At 49.2% G+C, this 17,176-nt stretch carries 21 protein-coding genes; all 21 read right to left on the bottom strand.

Translation table 11 applies throughout. The features are described from left to right. Window positions 1-158: 158 nt before the first annotated feature. On the bottom strand, window positions 159-539 hold the full coding sequence (gene aroH, locus ACTRXG_RS15150; protein ID WP_474262139.1) for a chorismate mutase: 381 nt from the start codon (window positions 537-539) through the stop codon (window positions 159-161). A 13-nt stretch (window positions 540-552) separates the two neighbouring features. Continuing rightward, window positions 553-1,632 carry a 3-dehydroquinate synthase gene (aroB, locus tag ACTRXG_RS15145; RefSeq protein WP_474285758.1) on the bottom strand — a complete coding sequence of 360 codons (1,080 nt, stop codon included), beginning with the start codon at window positions 1,630-1,632 and terminating at the stop codon, window positions 553-555. A gap of 3 nt (window positions 1,633-1,635) precedes the next feature. Beyond that, the gene (aroC, locus tag ACTRXG_RS15140; protein WP_474278963.1) at window positions 1,636-2,808 is read right to left on the bottom strand and encodes a chorismate synthase; all 1,173 of its coding nucleotides are present in this window, start codon (window positions 2,806-2,808) and stop codon (window positions 1,636-1,638) included. 113 nt (window positions 2,809-2,921) lie between these two features. Further along, on the bottom strand, window positions 2,922-3,737 hold the full coding sequence (locus tag ACTRXG_RS15135; RefSeq protein WP_474285756.1) for a CheR family methyltransferase: 816 nt from the start codon (window positions 3,735-3,737) through the stop codon (window positions 2,922-2,924). Window positions 3,738-3,915: 178 nt separating this feature from the next. Continuing rightward, the gene (locus ACTRXG_RS15130) at window positions 3,916-4,089 is read right to left on the bottom strand and encodes a YqaE/Pmp3 family membrane protein (protein ID WP_462866522.1); all 174 of its coding nucleotides are present in this window, start codon (window positions 4,087-4,089) and stop codon (window positions 3,916-3,918) included. Between the two features lie 69 nt (window positions 4,090-4,158). Further along, the gene (gene ndk / locus ACTRXG_RS15125; RefSeq protein ID WP_474278967.1) at window positions 4,159-4,608 is read right to left on the bottom strand and encodes a nucleoside-diphosphate kinase; all 450 of its coding nucleotides are present in this window, start codon (window positions 4,606-4,608) and stop codon (window positions 4,159-4,161) included. Between the two features lie 85 nt (window positions 4,609-4,693). Continuing rightward, window positions 4,694-5,665: a heptaprenyl diphosphate synthase component II gene (gene hepT / locus ACTRXG_RS15120; RefSeq protein ID WP_474285754.1), complete on the bottom strand. Its 972-nt coding sequence runs from the start codon at window positions 5,663-5,665 to the stop codon at window positions 4,694-4,696. A gap of 11 nt (window positions 5,666-5,676) precedes the next feature. Continuing rightward, window positions 5,677-6,537 carry a menaquinone biosynthesis protein gene (locus ACTRXG_RS15115; protein ID WP_474285752.1) on the bottom strand — a complete coding sequence of 287 codons (861 nt, stop codon included), beginning with the start codon at window positions 6,535-6,537 and terminating at the stop codon, window positions 5,677-5,679. A 50-nt stretch (window positions 6,538-6,587) separates the two neighbouring features. After that, window positions 6,588-7,448 carry a UbiA-like polyprenyltransferase gene (locus tag ACTRXG_RS15110; protein WP_474285751.1) on the bottom strand — a complete coding sequence of 287 codons (861 nt, stop codon included), beginning with the start codon at window positions 7,446-7,448 and terminating at the stop codon, window positions 6,588-6,590. Window positions 7,449-7,478: 30 nt separating this feature from the next. Then, a complete protein-coding gene (locus tag ACTRXG_RS15105) occupies window positions 7,479-8,183 on the bottom strand; it encodes a demethylmenaquinone methyltransferase (RefSeq protein WP_474262147.1) in 705 nt (234 codons plus the stop codon). Between the two features lie 15 nt (window positions 8,184-8,198). Further along, entirely contained in the window at window positions 8,199-8,957 is a 759-nt protein-coding gene (locus ACTRXG_RS15100; RefSeq protein WP_474285749.1) for a heptaprenyl diphosphate synthase component 1, read from the bottom strand. A gap of 98 nt (window positions 8,958-9,055) precedes the next feature. Further along, a complete protein-coding gene (gene mtrB / locus ACTRXG_RS15095; RefSeq protein WP_091611224.1) occupies window positions 9,056-9,283 on the bottom strand; it encodes a trp RNA-binding attenuation protein MtrB in 228 nt (75 codons plus the stop codon). Window positions 9,284-9,364: 81 nt separating this feature from the next. Continuing rightward, window positions 9,365-9,931 (bottom strand): GTP cyclohydrolase I FolE, encoded by a 567-nt coding sequence (gene folE, locus ACTRXG_RS15090; RefSeq protein ID WP_322525149.1) that lies wholly within the window; start codon window positions 9,929-9,931, stop codon window positions 9,365-9,367. A gap of 114 nt (window positions 9,932-10,045) precedes the next feature. Next, a complete protein-coding gene (locus tag ACTRXG_RS15085) occupies window positions 10,046-11,083 on the bottom strand; it encodes an NAD(P)H-dependent glycerol-3-phosphate dehydrogenase (RefSeq protein ID WP_474262150.1) in 1,038 nt (345 codons plus the stop codon). 14 nt (window positions 11,084-11,097) lie between these two features. Continuing rightward, window positions 11,098-11,754, bottom strand: coding sequence for a glycerol-3-phosphate 1-O-acyltransferase PlsY (gene plsY, locus ACTRXG_RS15080; RefSeq protein ID WP_474285748.1), 657 nt, complete (start codon window positions 11,752-11,754; stop codon window positions 11,098-11,100). 33 nt (window positions 11,755-11,787) lie between these two features. Beyond that, a complete protein-coding gene (gene der / locus ACTRXG_RS15075) occupies window positions 11,788-13,101 on the bottom strand; it encodes a ribosome biogenesis GTPase Der (RefSeq protein ID WP_474262279.1) in 1,314 nt (437 codons plus the stop codon). Between the two features lie 144 nt (window positions 13,102-13,245). After that, complete coding sequence (fni, locus tag ACTRXG_RS15070; protein ID WP_474262152.1) at window positions 13,246-14,301, bottom strand: type 2 isopentenyl-diphosphate Delta-isomerase; 1,056 nt, start codon at window positions 14,299-14,301, stop codon at window positions 13,246-13,248. A gap of 12 nt (window positions 14,302-14,313) precedes the next feature. Next, the gene (rpsA, locus tag ACTRXG_RS15065) at window positions 14,314-15,468 is read right to left on the bottom strand and encodes a 30S ribosomal protein S1 (RefSeq protein ID WP_091611240.1); all 1,155 of its coding nucleotides are present in this window, start codon (window positions 15,466-15,468) and stop codon (window positions 14,314-14,316) included. A 63-nt stretch (window positions 15,469-15,531) separates the two neighbouring features. Further along, entirely contained in the window at window positions 15,532-16,137 is a 606-nt protein-coding gene (locus ACTRXG_RS15060; RefSeq protein WP_322525154.1) for a lysophospholipid acyltransferase family protein, read from the bottom strand. Continuing rightward, window positions 16,127-16,813: a (d)CMP kinase gene (gene cmk / locus ACTRXG_RS15055; protein ID WP_474285746.1), complete on the bottom strand. Its 687-nt coding sequence runs from the start codon at window positions 16,811-16,813 to the stop codon at window positions 16,127-16,129. The genes ACTRXG_RS15060 and cmk overlap by 11 nt, the downstream gene beginning before the upstream one ends. Before the next feature lie 152 nt (window positions 16,814-16,965). After that, window positions 16,966-17,176 (bottom strand): hypothetical protein (locus tag ACTRXG_RS15050; protein ID WP_474285745.1); only part of this gene is annotated, 211 nt, incomplete at its 5' end.

The raw sequence follows: 17,176 nt of genomic DNA, 5'->3' as shown, positions 1-17,176 counted from the left end.
CTGCCTATAACTTCGCAGGATTTTTTGGTTAAATGTATTGTCAGGTATCTTCTATTCTCTGCTATTCTGCCTCTGCTCTTCTAACTCTCTATGCTGCCTCCGATGGCAGCGCTCATCTATACCTTAACTGTCGATGCTCTAAACTTATACTTATCCTACTAGGAATCCTTTTGCTTTGTCAAACCCAGGTCCGGGCGAAGCGCCACCGCTTCGTTCAAAAAGATATGCTTCACATCTTTTGCAGGTACATTCACGTCCGCAGTCATCATTACGCGGATGCACCGCTCCAGGCTCCCGGGCACCGGGATTTCCTGTGCACACATTACCGGTACAAACTCCCAACCAGGAATCTCCCTCGCTGCTTTTGCCGGAAAAGCAGCATTAAGATCAGAAGTGACCGTAAACCAAATATGCGAGACCTGGTCCGCGGTAATGTGATTTTCCGCAATCATCTCCTCAAGTACCCGGCCGGTTTCCTCCCAGATCTCTTCTGCGCGGTTTTGTTTTACCGTTGTTGCTCCCCGTACACCTCGTATCACTGTTGTCACCTGCCTATTTGTAATAGCGATCGAGCAGCTGCCTGATCGTGTTTTCTTCCACTTTTGCTGTCAGCGGTTTCCCCGGCTTCTCAAGCAGCACGTAATGGATATCCCCGTGGGAAGCTTTTTTATCTCTTTTCATCGATTCCACTAATGTGTCCGCCGAAAGCCCGCCCGGGGCGTCCACCGGATAACCCAGCGACTCGAGCCATGCTTTTTCTTTCTCCAGCTCCCAGTCGCCTGCGCTCTCGTTATTACTTACCGCAAGAGCAAACCACAGGCCGGCGGCCACTCCTTCTCCATGAGTAATGCGTCCGTAGCCTATTTCTTTCTCCAGGGCATGGCCAAGGGTGTGCCCAAGATTTAAAAACGCCCGCACTCCCTGCTCGCGTTCGTCTTCTTCGACAATACGCGCTTTAACTTCAATCGACCGTTTAATCCACGAAGCAACCTCCGGTGACTTCATGTCCTCCACGCTCTGTACACGGGCTTTCAAATCCTGTAAAAAGGCCTCCCCGTCAAGGTAGGCGTGCTTGATCATTTCGGCAAAGCCGGAGCGCCACTCCGCGTCGGGCAGGGTATGCAGCGTCGCAGTATCATATATGACAGCCAGAGGCGGATGGAAAGCGCCGGCCAGATTTTTGCCTGCTTTCAGGTTAATACCCGTCTTTCCACCTACGCTGCTGTCCTGGGCAAGAAGAGTAGTCGGCAGTTGAATATAGTCTACACCCCGCATGTATCCGGCTGCCGCAAAGCCGGTCAAATCACCGGCCACTCCGCCGCCGAGCGCCACAAAGACCGCCTTCCTGTCCATTTCATTTTCTGCCGCGAATTCCCACAGCCGGGAAAGCTCCTCCACCGATTTAGACTGCTCACCTGAAGGCATCACATAGGTGCTTACGGGCAGCAGCCTGGCGAGCTGGCCTTCTGTCTCTTCCCGGTAGAGAGTGTCCACGGCCTTGTCTACGACGAGGAGAAAGCGGCTCTTGCCTGCCGTAGTTTCCTGTAAAAGATCTGCAAGCTGGTAGCGCAGTCCTTCCCCGATTATGACCGGGTAGCTTCTCTTCTCCGCCTGTATCTGAACAGTTTCCATTAGTTAAAAATCCTTGGCTTCCTGTACATACTCTTCAAAGTTCCGGCGGATACGGTCCACATTATCTGTACCGAACATATCCAAAAAGGAAACGGCGACTTCAAACGCCACAACGTTTTCCATTACAACCGAAGCAGCAGGCACTGCACAGCTGTCCGAGCGCTCAATGCTCGCTTTAAACGGTTCTTTGGAATCAATATCTACGCTTTGCAATGGCTTATAGAGGGTCGGAATCGGCTTCATCACGCCCTGGATAACTACCGGCATACCGTTGGTCATCCCGCCTTCAAATCCGCCAAGGTTGTTGGTGCTCCGGTAATAGCCGTTCTTTTCGTCCCAGACAATTTCATCATGCACCTGGCTTCCCGGCCGGTTTGCCGCTTCAAAGCCGATACCTACTTCAGCCCCTTTAAAAGCGTTAATGCTTGCAACCGCACCGACGATTTTGCCGTCAAGCTTGTGATCGTACTGCACGTGACTGCCGAGACCCACCGGCAGGCCTTCCACTACGGTCTGTACGACACCGCCAATGGAATCGCCATCTGCCTTCGCCTTGTCGATCGCTTCCATCATTTGTTTTTCCGCCTCTGGATCAAGACAGCGGACCGGAGAGGCTTCTGATTTTTCCTGAAGCTCCTGCATGGAGGAATAAGACGTCTCTGCTGAATGGATACCGCCTATCGTAAGAACCTGGCCGCCTACTTCTATTCCGAAGGTTTTGAGAACTTTTTTCGCCAGCGCCCCTGCCATTACCCGCGCAGTTGTTTCTCTTGCCGAGGAACGCTCGAGCACGTTTCTCATGTCACGGTGCCCGTATTTAATAGCCCCGTTCAGATCTGCATGCCCGGGACGGGGACGTGTAATTTTCCGCTTCACTTTTTCCGCTTCCTCTTCGGAGAGCGGTTCGGTGCCCATAATCTTTTCCCAGTGCACGAAATCGTCATTTTCGACGACCATCGTAATCGGCGCTCCGGTCGTTTTTCCATGCCGGACCCCGCTTAAAAACTTAACTTTATCTTTTTCAATCTGCATTCTGCGGCCCCGGCCATATCCGCCCTGGCGTCTGGCAAGCTCCTGGTTGATATCTTCTTCAAGAAGCTCCATCTGCGCCGGAACTCCCTCAACTATCGTTGTCTGCTGTGGTCCATGTGATTCTCCTGCGGTTAAAAATCTCATATGCGTCTTCTCTCCCCTTTGCTCCATACGTATCTCTTTAGTGCTTTTATGCAGTAAATGATAACATAATCCTCTATTTAGTGAAACTGCCAGCTTTCATCTTCCTGAAAAGCTTAGCTTTTTCGGTAAAAAAAAGTTCCGGCCGGCTCGAACTTATACTTTTCCGGATGAAACATCTGCTCCGTGCTTCCGACAAACAGTACGCCCCCCGGGCGCAGCGCACTGTAAAACTGCTGGTAAATATAATCCTTAGCTTCTTCTGTAAAATAGATCATCACATTTCTGCAAATGATAACATCTACATCCCCCACCGGTTTGTCCGCAAGCAGATTCTGCTTTTTAAAGCGAATATCCCGGGCAGCCGCTTTTGTATCAAACTGGTAGGCCGGCGGACTCGCTTCAAAATATTTCTGCAGATACGCCGGTGGCACGTTTTCTACGGCCCGGCTCGAATAGATACCCATTTGCGCCTTTTCAAGAATACTGGTGTCAATATCTGTCGCCGTAACGGAAAAGGAAACCCCCGGAAATGCTTCTTTCATCATCATCCAGAGCGAGTATGGTTCTTCACCTGTAGAACACGCTGCAGACCATATGTGCAGATTGCTGCGTTTGTTAAGTATTTCGGGAAGAACCGATGTCTGCAGCACCTCCCACCGGGAAGGATTACGAAAAAACTCGGAAACATTGATAGTCATCCGCTCAAGTATTTCCTTCAAAAGTGCTTCGTCTTTTTGAAGCCCCCGGTCAAATAAATCTGTAAACGAATGAAAACCTTTTTTCTGTAAAAAGGATAGCAGCCGCCGCTTCATCTGCGCCTCTTTGTATAAGTGCAGATCCAGGCCGGTCAGACCCTTCATCTTTTGCACGAATAGACCGTAATCATCATTCATTGGATTTTCCACTGCTGTATGTTGTCTGCTTGTCATAGTATCCCCACTTTGCTGAGTATTATTATATCACGGCGGCCCTGTTTCTTCAGGTTCCGCCCAAAGATCTTTTTCATTATATCGACCAGCAGAAAGGGAATTTTCACTTGATCAACAGGTGGAAGGCGTATCCTGACTAATTATAAAAAAAGCGGCCCCTGAAGGGACACGCTTTAGATTAATATCTTTTCGCCCGTTTTTCCGCTTTGGCATCCGCCACAACGAAGCAGGCGTGAATGGATGCCGGCACCCAGAAAAGCAGGAGCAGCAGAAAATTGATAAATGCCTGAAACGGCCGGCCGACGAGCAGAACCGCTACCGGCGGCAAAAGTATTGCAAGTAAATACATCATTAGTTATCACCCTTATCTTGAATTGTCTATAAGAGTGTATTCCCAAAAGCGTACCAGCTTAATCTTATTTTACAGCCAGGCATCAATGGAACGTTCATAGTCGAGCACTTCTTCCGGTTCAAAAAACAAACCAATCTCCCGATCTGCGCTCTCGAGGGAATCTGAGCCGTGGATAACGTTTTTCTCCTTCACATGGCCATAATCGCCACGGATCGTTCCTGCCGGTGCTTCTTTTGGATCAGTTTTCCCAATCAGCAGCCGGGAAATATGTATGGCGTCCTGGCCTTCGAGCACTAAGGCAAACACTGGGCCCGACGTAATAAAACCGACCAGATCATTGAAAAAAGGTTTTTCTTTATGTTCTTCGTAATGCGTTTGGGCCAATTCAGGTGAAATGTGCATAAATTTACCGGCGGCGATTTTCAGTCCTTTTTCTTCAAAACGCTGAACAATTCTGCCAACCAGCCCGCGCTGGACTCCGTCCGGCTTTACCATTACAAACGTGCGTTCACTTGTCATATTTCTTCCCCCATCCATTACTATTTACCAAAATTAGTATAGCAAAAGTTGAAAGCGTTAGCAATTACCGCCTGGACGGGGAGAATCAATATTTTCTGCCGCCAATATATGCAGCAATGTCCTTTAAAGAATCCTTTGCCTCTATGTCCGGCAAAGTGGCAATAGCTTCGTAGGCTTTCTCGAGATACCGCTCACTCATTTTTTTTGCATATTCGATGCCTCCGGAACTGTTGATTTCCGAAAGAATGCGGGTGACCTGCTCTTCGTCGACGGTTTCTTCCTGAATGGCTGTACTAATGTTTTCCTGCAGCTGCGGGTTCTGATGCATAGCATACAACGCAGGCAGCGTTACATTTCCCTGTCTCAGGTCGCCACCGGCAGGCTTTCCCAGCTCTTTTTCGCTTCCGGTGAAGTCGAGAATATCATCGATAATCTGATAGGACATACCAAGGTGATAGCCGTACCGGTAAAGCTGGCGCTGCGTCTTTTTTGATGCTCCGGCGCTTGCAGCACCGAGTTCACAGCCGGCCGCAATCAAAACTGCGGTCTTTCTCCGGATTCTGCGCAGGTACGTCCGCAGCGGCTGCTCCCAGTTGTACTGGTCCCGGATCTGCTCGATCTCGCCGACGCATATTTCGATCAGCGTCTTTGAGATAATCCGGTTGATAACAGGATCCCGGTAATAGGCTGCACGCTCAACAGCACTTCCAAAGATATAATCACCGGTATACATCGCTACTTTGTTATCCCATGCCGCCTTGACTGTAGACTCACCCCGGCGCAGCTCGGCATCATCTATCACATCGTCATGGACGAGGGAAGCCATGTGTATCAGTTCAAGCGAAGCAGCAGCATGTTTGATATGTTCAATATCATAATTTCCAAATTTCGCACTGAGCAGCACTAAAACCGGCCGGATTCGTTTGCCTCCAGCTTTTAATAAGTGATTTGACGCTTCAGTCAGGACGGCGTGTTTCGAATCCACCGCTTCTTCCAGCGTTTTTTCGATCACTTTAATATCCGGTTTTAAATCTCTGTACAGATCCATCAGCTTCATCTTATTCACCTTCAAAATAAATAATGCACCTCGTCTCCCGGCTGCAAAATATCTAAACTTTCAACTGCTTCATTTAAATATCCATACTTATAAGCGAGATGGTAATAATAAAGCAGGCCTTCCTGCTCCCTGGCCCCAAGCGTGAAATGAAGTCCCCGGAAGTATTCCTGCCAATACGTCCTGCTGCCTCCGAGCCGATGGCTGTAATCACTGGCCATTCCGGCAAAATCGTCCTGCTGAGCTGTGCGGCGGCTTTGTAAAAAATCCTGATAGAGCGTGGACCATATGCTTCCGGCCTGATGGAACGACTCATTTTGAACGGCAAATACAGCGTAAACCATCGGCAGACCGGTATGAGCATACCACAACTCACCGAGATCGTAACGGAACCAGTCACTTTCCTCCCAGGAAGCCTTGATGGCATCATCGCCAATTAACAGGTAAGCGTCATTCTCCTCTTTCATTTTCACCGGGTTCGGTGCCTGCGTTTGATAATCCGCCTCTGTCACCTGATAGAATTCCTGCAGAATGATCTTCAGCAGATGCACGCTTGTCGCACTCGTCGATGTCAAAGCAATCCGCTTGCCCGTAAGCTCATCAAGAGGATAACGGGAGTAGAACAAAATAGACCGTACTTTGCCGGCAGAAGCTACACAAAGAGAAGGCAGAAGCGAAAGAGCACGCGTACTGGACCCAAAAGCAAACGAAGATACAGCGCTTCCGCTCAGCTTTTGTTCTTCGAGCTTTCGGTTCAGTGAAGCGGGTACGTCCTGTTCGAACCGCACCCCTTCCTGCTCGAGCTTTTGCCGGTCAAGATAATAAAAAAACGGTTTTGCATTCGTATAAGCGATTTCTCCCATTGTTATGGACATAACCATCTCTCCAAATCGTATGCATCTTCCTTACGCAGGTGTACATATTTTTACATTAAAATATCTCCAAGGGTAAATACTAATATCACAATACTGATAATCCCATTCATAGGAAAAAAGGCGACCCCAACCTTTGACAAATCGTAAGGCTTCACCAGCGAATGTTCGTAGATCATGATTGCAGCGGCCGCGGCAACTCCCACAAGGTAAAACCAGCTGAGCGGCGAAAGCAAATACAGTGCCAGAAGGGAAATCAGACTGACGAGATGAAAACCCCGGGAGATGTAAAGAGCTTTTGCAATTCCGAACCGGGCCGGAATGGAATTCAGCCCGACACGCTTATCATACTCCGCATCCTGAGTCGCATAAATAATATCAAATCCGCCAATCCACATCGCCACCGCCGTAAACAGCAAAAATGCCTCCGGCTGAAGCGTGCCGGTCACCCCTACCCATCCGCCGAGCGGAGCGATCCCAATGGTTACTCCTAAAAACACATGGCAGAGCCAGGTGAAGCGCTTCGTGTAGGAATACAGTGTCATAAAAAATACGGGAATTGGCAAAAGATAGACTGCCAGCATATTTAACTGAAGCGCAGCGACAAATAAAATAAAAAAAGATCCAAGCACAAACAAAATGGCTTGACCTCGTGAAACCTCTCCTGCAGGAATGGCTCGTGTTTCCGTTCGCGGATTGCGGGCATCTATTTCTGCATCGATCAGGCGGTTCAATGTCATTGCAGCGCTGCGGGCACCAAACATTGCCAGTGTAATCCAGATCCAGTCAGCAATGGAGGGCCAGGAGCCGTTGATCATCAGGCCGCCGAGCGCCGCTCCCAAAAACGCAAATGGGAGGGCGAATACGGTATGCTCGAATTTTATCATTTCTAAAATAGTTTTAATTTTACTCATTGGTTCAACTTCCTTATCACTGTCATCTTATCATTTTTTGCGGGCGATATGGGCGCAGACTGTGCCGGCAGAAAATGGAGACATCTGCACCTGGCTGAACCCTGCTTCCATGAACATAACCCCAAGCGTTTCTTTCGACGGAAAGGCCATCGTCGATTCCTGGAGCCAGCGGTATTCGTCGTACCGGTTAATCAATACTTTTCCTATCACCGGCATAACTGATTGAAAATAAAAGGAATAAAATTTTTCCACGACGCTGTTTTCCGGCCAGGACGTTTCCAGACACACAGCGGTACCGCCAGGCTTCAGCACCCGCTGCATTTCCTTAAGCACCCGCAGATAATCGGATACGTTCCGGAGGCCGAAGCCTATCGTTACGTAATCAAACGAGTTATCGGGAAACGGCAGGCTGTTTACATTGCCATGTATTAAATCAATGTTTCCGAGCTGTTCCCGGTGCACTTTCTCCCTGCCGACTTCAAGCATTTTTTCACTGAAGTCGATGCCGGTGGCGCTGCCGCCTTTTCCTACTGCTTTACCAAGCTGAATCGTCCAGTCTGCCGTGCCGCAGCATAAATCGAGCGCTTTTGAGCCCCGGCGGACGCTCATCTGCTTCATGGTTTTTTTCCGCCAGCGCTTATGCAGCCGGAAGCTGATCACGCTGTTCATATGGTCGTAGTTGCCTGAAATAGACTGGAATACCTGATACACTTTATTTTCTTTTTGGGTAGCCATCATTGAAACCCCTTTTTACTCAATACCTACAGCTATCCATTCATCCATTAACGATTGCAGCGTATCAGAGAGCTGTTCGTCTTTTTCAACCTGCTGATGAAAAAAGCTGTGTTCTTGATCGATTAATTGTTTTAATATTTGCTGTGCGCTCTGCGATTGGCCTTCCCAGTACTGCACCTGGGCGGCACAGGCTGAAAATTCTTCGGTACGGCCAAACCCTTCCCATTCATGAAGCAGCCTTTTCAAGGCAAAAATAGACGAGGAAGCCACTGCAAGATGCGGGCGTCCGTAAAAATGGATAACCGCTTCCACAATGCCCGCTTCACACGTTCTAAGTGTTTGAAGCATATCAGTATGGTTCCGGCACTCACCAAAATGCAGCTTCATTTTCGCTTCATTCATGCTTCGGATTGCCGATGTAAAAACAAGAAGGATTTCCTGATGAAAGGCAGTACTGAGCAAACGGTAGTAAAGACTGCTCATCAAATCCCCGTTCAGAATCATCAGTTGTCTTATTTTTTTGTCATCGCCGTCGTTATGCAGCTGAATCTGTTCATGAGCTTTAAACGCCGATTGAACGAGCAGTACAGCTGCAATTTGTTCCACCATCCGTTCCCGGGGCACTTTTGCTTCGCTTAACGCCTCAAGCAGAAGGTGGATCGTTTCTTCGTGCGCTTCCGGCAGCCCGATTTTCTCCTCAATATACGAGTGCTGGGTCAGGCGCTGAAACTCTTTTTTTATTTCCTCTGCACATGGTGTCCAGTAGTTGTTCATGCCGCTTCCCCCAACCCCTTAAATGCTGGTGATTTCATTTCTTGCGTTCTATGCTACCCAATTATAGCACAGCCTCTTTGCTTCCAAGAAAGATTAAGTTAATCTTCCCCGCTGCCTGCCTTCATTTCGCCGTAGCTCGTTTGTATAACCGCGTTGCCGCGCACCTTGATCGCAGAAGTATGTTCGGTAAACTGGGCGATGAGCACTTCTCCGCCGTCTAATTTCTCCAAGTGATGAAAACGGGTGTCCTTGCCGCGGGTCAAGCCCATGACGTTGACACCGTCTTCTTCTGCACGGATGACGATAAAATCATCTCCATTCTGCATTTAAGACCCTCCCTGTTTTCGTTTTGTTCTCATGGTAAAGCGCCCGCTCTCTGCAGGCGCCTCGTTTTTATCTGCTCGGGATCAGTGCTTAATAAGCGACAGAACCTCGCTCCTTGCCGCCTGATCTCCTTCGAATGTTCCTCTCACTGCGGAAGTTACCGTCATAGATCCCGGTTTCTTCACGCCGCGCATGGTCATACACATATGTTCTGCTTCAAGCACGACCATCACCCCGTGAGGTTCAAGCGTCGAAACAATTTCGTTTGCGATAGTATAGGTGATACGTTCCTGAAGCTGCGGACGTTTCGCAATCGTTTCTACGGTCCGGGCCAGCTTACTGAGGCCTGTCACCATGCCGCCTTTCGGGATGTAGGCTACGTGAGCCTTACCGAAAAAAGGAACTAAATGATGCTCGCACATCGAAAAAAACGGTATGTCTTTTACCAGCACCAGTTCCTCGTGATCTTCCCCAAATACGGTTTTTAAATGCTCGTCTGCTGATTCATGCAGCCCGGCAAAAACCTCCTGGTATAAACGGGCTACTCTGTCCGGTGTGTCAAGCAGGCCTTCACGGCCGGCATCTTCACCAACGCCTTCAAGAATCAGCCTGACACCTTCTTTTATTTTTTCGTGATCGAAATTAGCCACCGTAAGTCCTCCAATCAACTTCTGCTGCCTTCTGCCGCTGCTGTTTGTCTTGAAAAATTTTAGCACAAGCCCTTTTAGAAAGCAAAAGGGGCGCCTTTAAACGTAACCGGCGCATTAATTATTATCATCAAGCAGCATGATGGAGTGCTCCTTCTCGTTTTTCTTCCCACGCTCCATCAGGGATTTCGCCATTTTTTCCGGCGGCACGTGTTCAAACAGTACTTTGTACAATCCTTCTGTAATCGGCATCTCCACTCCAAGCGAACGGGACCAGTGGTATACGGCTTCAGTAGTGCGCACGCCTTCAACAACCATCCCCATCTGCTCCAGAACGTCTTCGAGGCTTTTACCTGAGCCGATTTGATTTCCAGCCCGCCAGTTCCGGCTGTGTTCACTTGTACATGTAACGATCAAATCCCCAAGACCCGAAAGCCCGGTAAAAGTGAGCGGAGATGCGCCCAGATGGGTGCCGAGCCGGGTAATTTCCGCCAGCCCTCTTGTCATTAAGGCAGCTTTTGCGTTATCACCGTATCCAAGTCCTGACGTAAGACCGATGCCGAGGGCAATAATGTTTTTCAGTGCCCCGCCAAGCTCGACACCGAGAAAATCATCGTTGGTGTATACACGGAAAGCCTGATTCATAAACAGCTCCTGGACACGGGTCTGTACGTACTCAGACGTGCCGGACACTGCGACAGTGGTCGGCTGCTGCTCTGCCACTTCTTCTGCGTGGCTTGGCCCTGAAAGCACTGCCATTCCCTGAAAAGAAAGACCAGCCCACTCTTCTTCGAGAATTTGCGATACCCTTAAAAACGATTCAGGCTCAATACCTTTAGCCGCGTGTACAACTATAGTGTCCTTCTGAAGATACGGCATTAAATCCCGGGCGATTTTTCTGACGGCTCCGCTCGGAACCGCAAGAACAATAAAGGAAGCCTCTGCTGCTGCTTCCTTTATGTCCGTTGTAGCCACTATATTTTCCGGCAGTACGATCCCTTTTAAATAGCCTTCGTTTTTGTGTGTGGTGTTAATTTCTTCAGCCAGCGCTTCTCTGCGGCACCAAAGACGCACCCCATGCTGATTTTTTCCTAACACAGAAGCCAGGGCCGTTCCCCAGCTCCCTGCTCCGATAACAGCTGCCTGTTTTTTCATGCTTTTAACTCCTTTTATCCTTCACTGCTCTTTTTATACAATGAGCTTTCATTGCCACGCAGCAGGCGGACGATATTTGTACGGTGCTTCCATATCGAAAGAAGGCCGAGGAAAACGGTTAAATACAAATAGGTCTCTGGATGTCCGTTGGTGGACTGGGTATAGAAAACCGCAACCGGGGTCAAAACAGCAAACAATAGAGAACCAAGAGACACGTAACCGGTAACTGCAATAGCTGCAATCGCTATGATTCCGACATAGATTGCCGGAAAAAAGACGAGTACGCTGATAACTCCGATGGCCGTGGCCACCCCTTTGCCGCCGCGGAAGCCGAAATAGGCCGGCCAGTTATGCCCAAGCACAGCGGCAAGACCGCCAAGAGCGGGAGCCAGGCCCTCCACCTGGCTTAACGACAAAAATCCTGGCAGCAGGCCCGAGGCTGCCCATTGAAAAAAGAAGCCGAGCCAGACGGCCACCATTCCCTTCAGCACGTCCAAAAGCAGCACCACCACCGCCCATTTCGTGCCCAGGACCCGGCGGGTGTTGGTGGCACCGGCATTGCCGCTTCCAACAGAACGGACATCCACCTTTTTTATACGCTGTACAAATAGATAACTAAAACTAACTGAGCCGATTAGATAGCCAATCACAACTGCAAGAATTACTCCCATTGCACTCTCCCCTTACCAAACCAATTCCGTCTGCTATTCGTTTTTCTTTCTGGCCACGATTCGAAGCGGTGTGCCTTCAAACGAGAAAGCTTCGCGGCATTTGTTTTCCAAATACCTGCGATATGAAAAATGCAGCAGCTCCGGGTCATTTACAAACAACACAATAACCGGAGGGCCTGAGGCGACCTGTGTTGCAAAATTAATACGCAGGCGTTTGTTACTGTGAGTTGGGGTCGGGTTCATAATTACCGCATCCATAATAACTTCATTTAGCACGTTGGTAGGCACCCGTACGTGATGATTTTCAGCCACCTGACGCACTACCGGAAGCAGGTTCTGCATTCTCCGCTTCGTTTTGGCAGACAGGAAAACGATCGGTGCATAGTCCAGGAACTGGAACTCCTCCCGGATTTCTTCGGTGAACCGGTGCATCGTTTTGTCGTCTTTTTCCACTACATCCCATTTGTTAACTACAATAACGATAGCCCGGCCGGAGTCGTGCGCGTAGCCTGCTACTTTTTTGTCCTGCTCCCGGATGCCTGCTTCGCCGTCGAGAACGACAACAGCTACATCAGCCCGTTCCATGGCACGCATCGCCCGGAGAACACTGTATTTTTCTGCTTTTTCATACACTTTTCCGCGCCGGCGCATTCCTGCCGTGTCAATGATGCTGTATTTCTGGTCGTCTTTTTCGAACTCCGTGTCCACCGCATCTCTAGTTGTACCGGGAATTTCGCTCACAATGACCCGTTCTTCTCCGAGCACTGCGTTCACGAGAGAGGATTTCCCCACGTTCGGCTGGCCGATGACTGCCATATGAATCGTGTCATCGTCCTTTTCTTCTTCATCCTCCACGGGAAACCGTTCGAGTACTTCATCAAGCAGATCACCAAGGCCAAGCCCGTGCGAGCCGGAAATCGGAAATACTTCTCCGAGTCCAAGGGAGTAAAACTCATACATCTGCTCACGCATTTCATAGTTGTCTATTTTATTCACGGCCGTGATGACCGGTTTTTTGGATCGAAGCAGAATATCTGCGACTTCTTCATCTGAAGCCGTAATGCCGTCCCGCCCGTTCACGATAAAAATAATGACGTCTGCCTCATCGATAGCAAGCTTAGCCTGCTCCCGAATTTGAGTGAGCAGAGGTTCATCGTTCAGTTCGATGCCTCCGGTGTCAATCACGTGAAAGAAGCGATGCAGCCATTCACCTTCCCCGTAAAGCCTGTCTCTTGTAATACCCGGCTCGTCTTCGACGATAGCCATTCGTTCTCCGATAATACGGTTAAATATTGTTGATTTGCCGACATTTGGCCTGCCGACAATGGCGACTGTAGGTTTTACCATCATTTTGATTCCTTTCTGTCTCTAAATCTATCTTCATTATCATAACATGAAACAGATCCGTTCCTCTCCCCCAAATTTGTATCCAGCGGGTAAAACAAGGAAAAAACCAGGCACGAAAAATGCGCCTGGTTGCTTTCACTTAATTTATATCGAACGCCGGCTGTATACAGAAGTGTCAATGCCGCGCTCTTTCAGCCAGTGGGCCGTTTCTCCGCGCAGAACAATGGGAGCCTTTTGCAGTTCATGAATGTTTTGAGCCCCGACCGCTGTCATTACTGTTTTCAGTTCCTCCTGTATCTGCCGGAGAAAAGAAGCGGCGCCCTCTGCTCCGCTTTCTTTCGCTTCCCGCAGGACGGCTCCTGCCATTCCGCTGGCACTGCCTCCAAGTGCAATAATCCTTGCGACGTCCAGGCCGTGCCTTACGCCTCCTGAGCCAATCACGCTGCCAGGATGCCAGGCGTGTACGGTTTCGGCGATGGCCGCCGCTGTAGGGATACCCCATTGATCGAAAAAAGCAAATGGACGATCCCGTCTTTTGTTTTCAATCATGGAAAAATTCGTCCCTCCGCTGCCCCCCGCGTCAATAATGGCTACTCCGGAGCTGCGCAGCTTGGCTGCCGTTTCAAAAGAAATGCCAAACCCTACTTCTTTTACAATTACCGGAACAGAAAGCTCATTCGCAATACGTTCAATCCGGTCCAGGGCTCCCTGGAAATCCCTGTCCCCTTCAGGCATAACAAGCTCCTGAATGACGTTCAAATGAATCTGAAGAGCATCAGCCTGAATCATTTCAACCGCCTGGACAGCCTGTTCCACGCTTACTTCACTTCCCGTATTGGCAAAAATAACACCGTCAGGATTTTTTTCCCGTACGATTTTGTATGTATAGGATTCCTGCTCATTTTTGATGGCCGATGTTTGGGATCCGACTGCCATAGCAACGCCAGTTGCTGCTGCAGCTTCTGCCAGTGACGCGTTAACAGCGGCTGTTTCACTGCCGCCTCCACCCGTCATTGCATTAATAAGAATCGGCGAACTTAACGAAAGTCCGCCGATTTCTACTGATGCATCTGTATAAAGAGAAGCTGAGTCAGGCAGACTTTGATGGACAAATTGAATGTCATCTAAACTGCTTTCGGCTGAAAAACCTGTGGATAAAGCATATTCAATGTGATCCTGTTTCCGCCTAGCCCGCGACACAAGCAAATCTCCTTACTTTTTATATTTTTTCAACTGATCGCCGACCATATCTCCAAGGGAGAAGCCAGCGTGATCTTCTTCCGGTGCTTCGTATTCGCTTTGAACTTTCGAATCACTGGTTTCAGGATTTTCAAGTTCTCTGATGCTTAAGGAAATACGATGCTCGGCAGGATTAATATCAAGTACTTTTGCTGTAACTGCCTGCCCTTCTTCAAGCACCTCTCCCGGCGTTCCGATGTGACGGTTCGCGATTTGGGAAATGTGGACAAGACCTTCCACTCCAGGAGCCACTTCAACGAATGCGCCGAAGCTGACCAGTCGTTTTACCTGACCATCAATAACATCTCCGGCTTCGATTTGTCCTTCAATAGTTGTCCATGGTCCAGGAAGGGTATCTTTAATCGACAGAGAAACTCTTTCGCTGTCCGGATCAACAGCTAAGATTTTTACTTCGATCTCGTCGCCTTCGTTGACGATTTCTCCTGGTGATTCTACACGGTGATGAGCCATCTGCGAAATGTGGACAAGACCGTCGACACCGCCGACATCCACAAATGCGCCAAAGTTAGTCAGGCGCTGCACTGTTCCTTTCACCGTATCTCCTACATTCAAGTTTTCAAGCACTTCTTTCTTCTTCACTTCGGCCTCCTCGTCCAGAACGGCACGCTGAGATAAAATCAGCTTGTTTTCTTCCGGATCTATTTCTGCAATTTTTAGTCTTAATGTTTTCCCCTGATAATCTGAAAAATCTTCCACATAATATCTTTCCACGAGCGAAGCCGGGATAAAGCCACGCACGCCTAGATCGACCACAAGCCCGCCTTTGACAATTTCAGCCACCTGGGCTTCAATAACATCGCCGGATTCATACTTTTCCTGAAGCTCGCCCCAGGATTTATCAGCAAGTGCTGCCCGGCGGGAGAGAACCAGCTCATCATCTTCCATTTTTGTTACTTTGAATTCGAGCTGATCTCCTTCCTTGAGCACATCGTCTACTTTTTCTACGTGCAGGCTTGAAAGTTCGCTGATCGGAATAACCGCATCCACTTTATAACCGGCATCCGCGTACGCCTGTTTTTCCTCTACCTTTGTTACTGTGGCAGTAATGATATCTCCCACGTTAAACTCTTTCATACCTTCAAGTTCGTTGTTCATTTCATCTGCCATTGACCATTGCCTCCTTCAGTGTCCTTAAATCCTGTCTATGGGGTTTTTGGGGATTTTGAAGTGTTAACCGGACTGCAGCTGGCTGGTGCCTGTCTTTGCCTGGTGATGAACGGCTTTAATTTCTTCCATGATTACTTCGGTCGCTTCTTCAGCTTTCGCTTTATTCGTCCGAAGGTCCTGCATGGGCACCGGCCGGCCTATCACTACATTCACACGCCTGAACAGACCGTAACGGCCGCTGATAGCAACCGGAACTACTGCTGCGTCTGAACGGAGAGCAAAAAAACCGGCGCCGGTTAATCCTTTTCCTATTTCCCCGCTTTTACTCCTAGTACCCTCAGGAAAAAGACATAAAACCTGTCCCTCGTTTAAAAATTGAATTCCCTGTTTTAATGACTTTCGGTCTACCACGCCTCTGCGGACGGGAAAAGCTCCGACAAAATACATAATAAAACCCAGAATTTTTTTATTAAACAATTCGCTTTTAGCCATAAAGTGCACTTTTCTGCGAATATGAGTGGCAAGCAGAGGCGGATCAAAGTTGCTGATATGATTCGAACAGATCAGAACCGGCCCTTCCTTCGGCACGTTCTCTCTTCCGGTCACCCGGACACGCATAAAAATAACCGCAAGAAAATAGGCAGAATACTTTACGATATTATACATCATGAGACTGATTCACCTTCTCTTCTGCGAGCGCTGTGATCCTGGTGATAACTTCCGGGATGGTAAGAGCAGTCGTATCAATCTCCACAGCATCCTCTGCTTTTTTTAGCGGAGAATGCTCCCTGGCTTTATCGAACTCGTCCCGGTGAATGATCGCTTCATAAATTTCATCGTAATTCGCCGGGGTGCCACGCTCCTGCACCTCCTTGTACCTTCGAAGTGCACGCTCTTCTGCTGAAGCAACCAGGAATATTTTTAATTCCGCATCCGGAAGAATGGTAGTGCCGATATCCCGGCCATCGAGCACCGCCCCTTTTTCTGCCGCAAGCCGGCGCTGCTTCAGAGCCATTTCCTCACGTACACCAAGGTGGGCCGCGGTCAGAGATACAACGCTGTCCACCTCGCTCGTACGGATAGCTTCAGACACGTCTTCCCCGTCGAGGTATACTTCGCTCACCTTCGGGTTACCGACAAGACGGATGCTGGCGGCTTTTAACAGCTCCGTCATTTTTCCACCGTCGTCCAGGGGCGTGCCTGTGCGCAGCGCCTTTAACGACAGCGCCCGGTACATTGCTCCTGTATCGATGTATGTATAATCAAGCTGTACGGCACATCCTTTCGATACAGTGCTTTTCCCAGCACCGGCCGGCCCGTCAATAGCAATATTGATTTTCCTCATCCTCCTGCACCCCGCCCATTAGATTGTTGAACATGTAGCATCTGCTCATCATTTTCAAAACTAACATATTTCGTCCCGTTTGCATATATGGCACCGGCCGAACTTTTCATTTCCCGGTACTTTACAAACAGAAAAAGACCGCTTCGGCGGTCTCAGATTGTAGACAAAGGCCTCCGAAAATGAATTTCGGAGGCCTTTGTTTGTGCCATTGAGGGAGGAAGAAGCCTCCAACGGCCGGCGCACGTCTGTCGCCACCGCCAGGTGGCGAGTTTTTTGAGGTTCATCGCCGCATAAACAAGCATCGCCTGCGCGGTGTTTCGTGCCCCTCCGGCGAGGAGCGTCCAGCGCAAGCCATGCTTTTGT

It is taken from the genome of Marinococcus sp. LNSP9103-4, from assembly GCF_056034345.1.
Note: the sequence above shows the minus strand (reverse complement) of the source record. Positions and strands in the feature narration are given on the sequence as shown.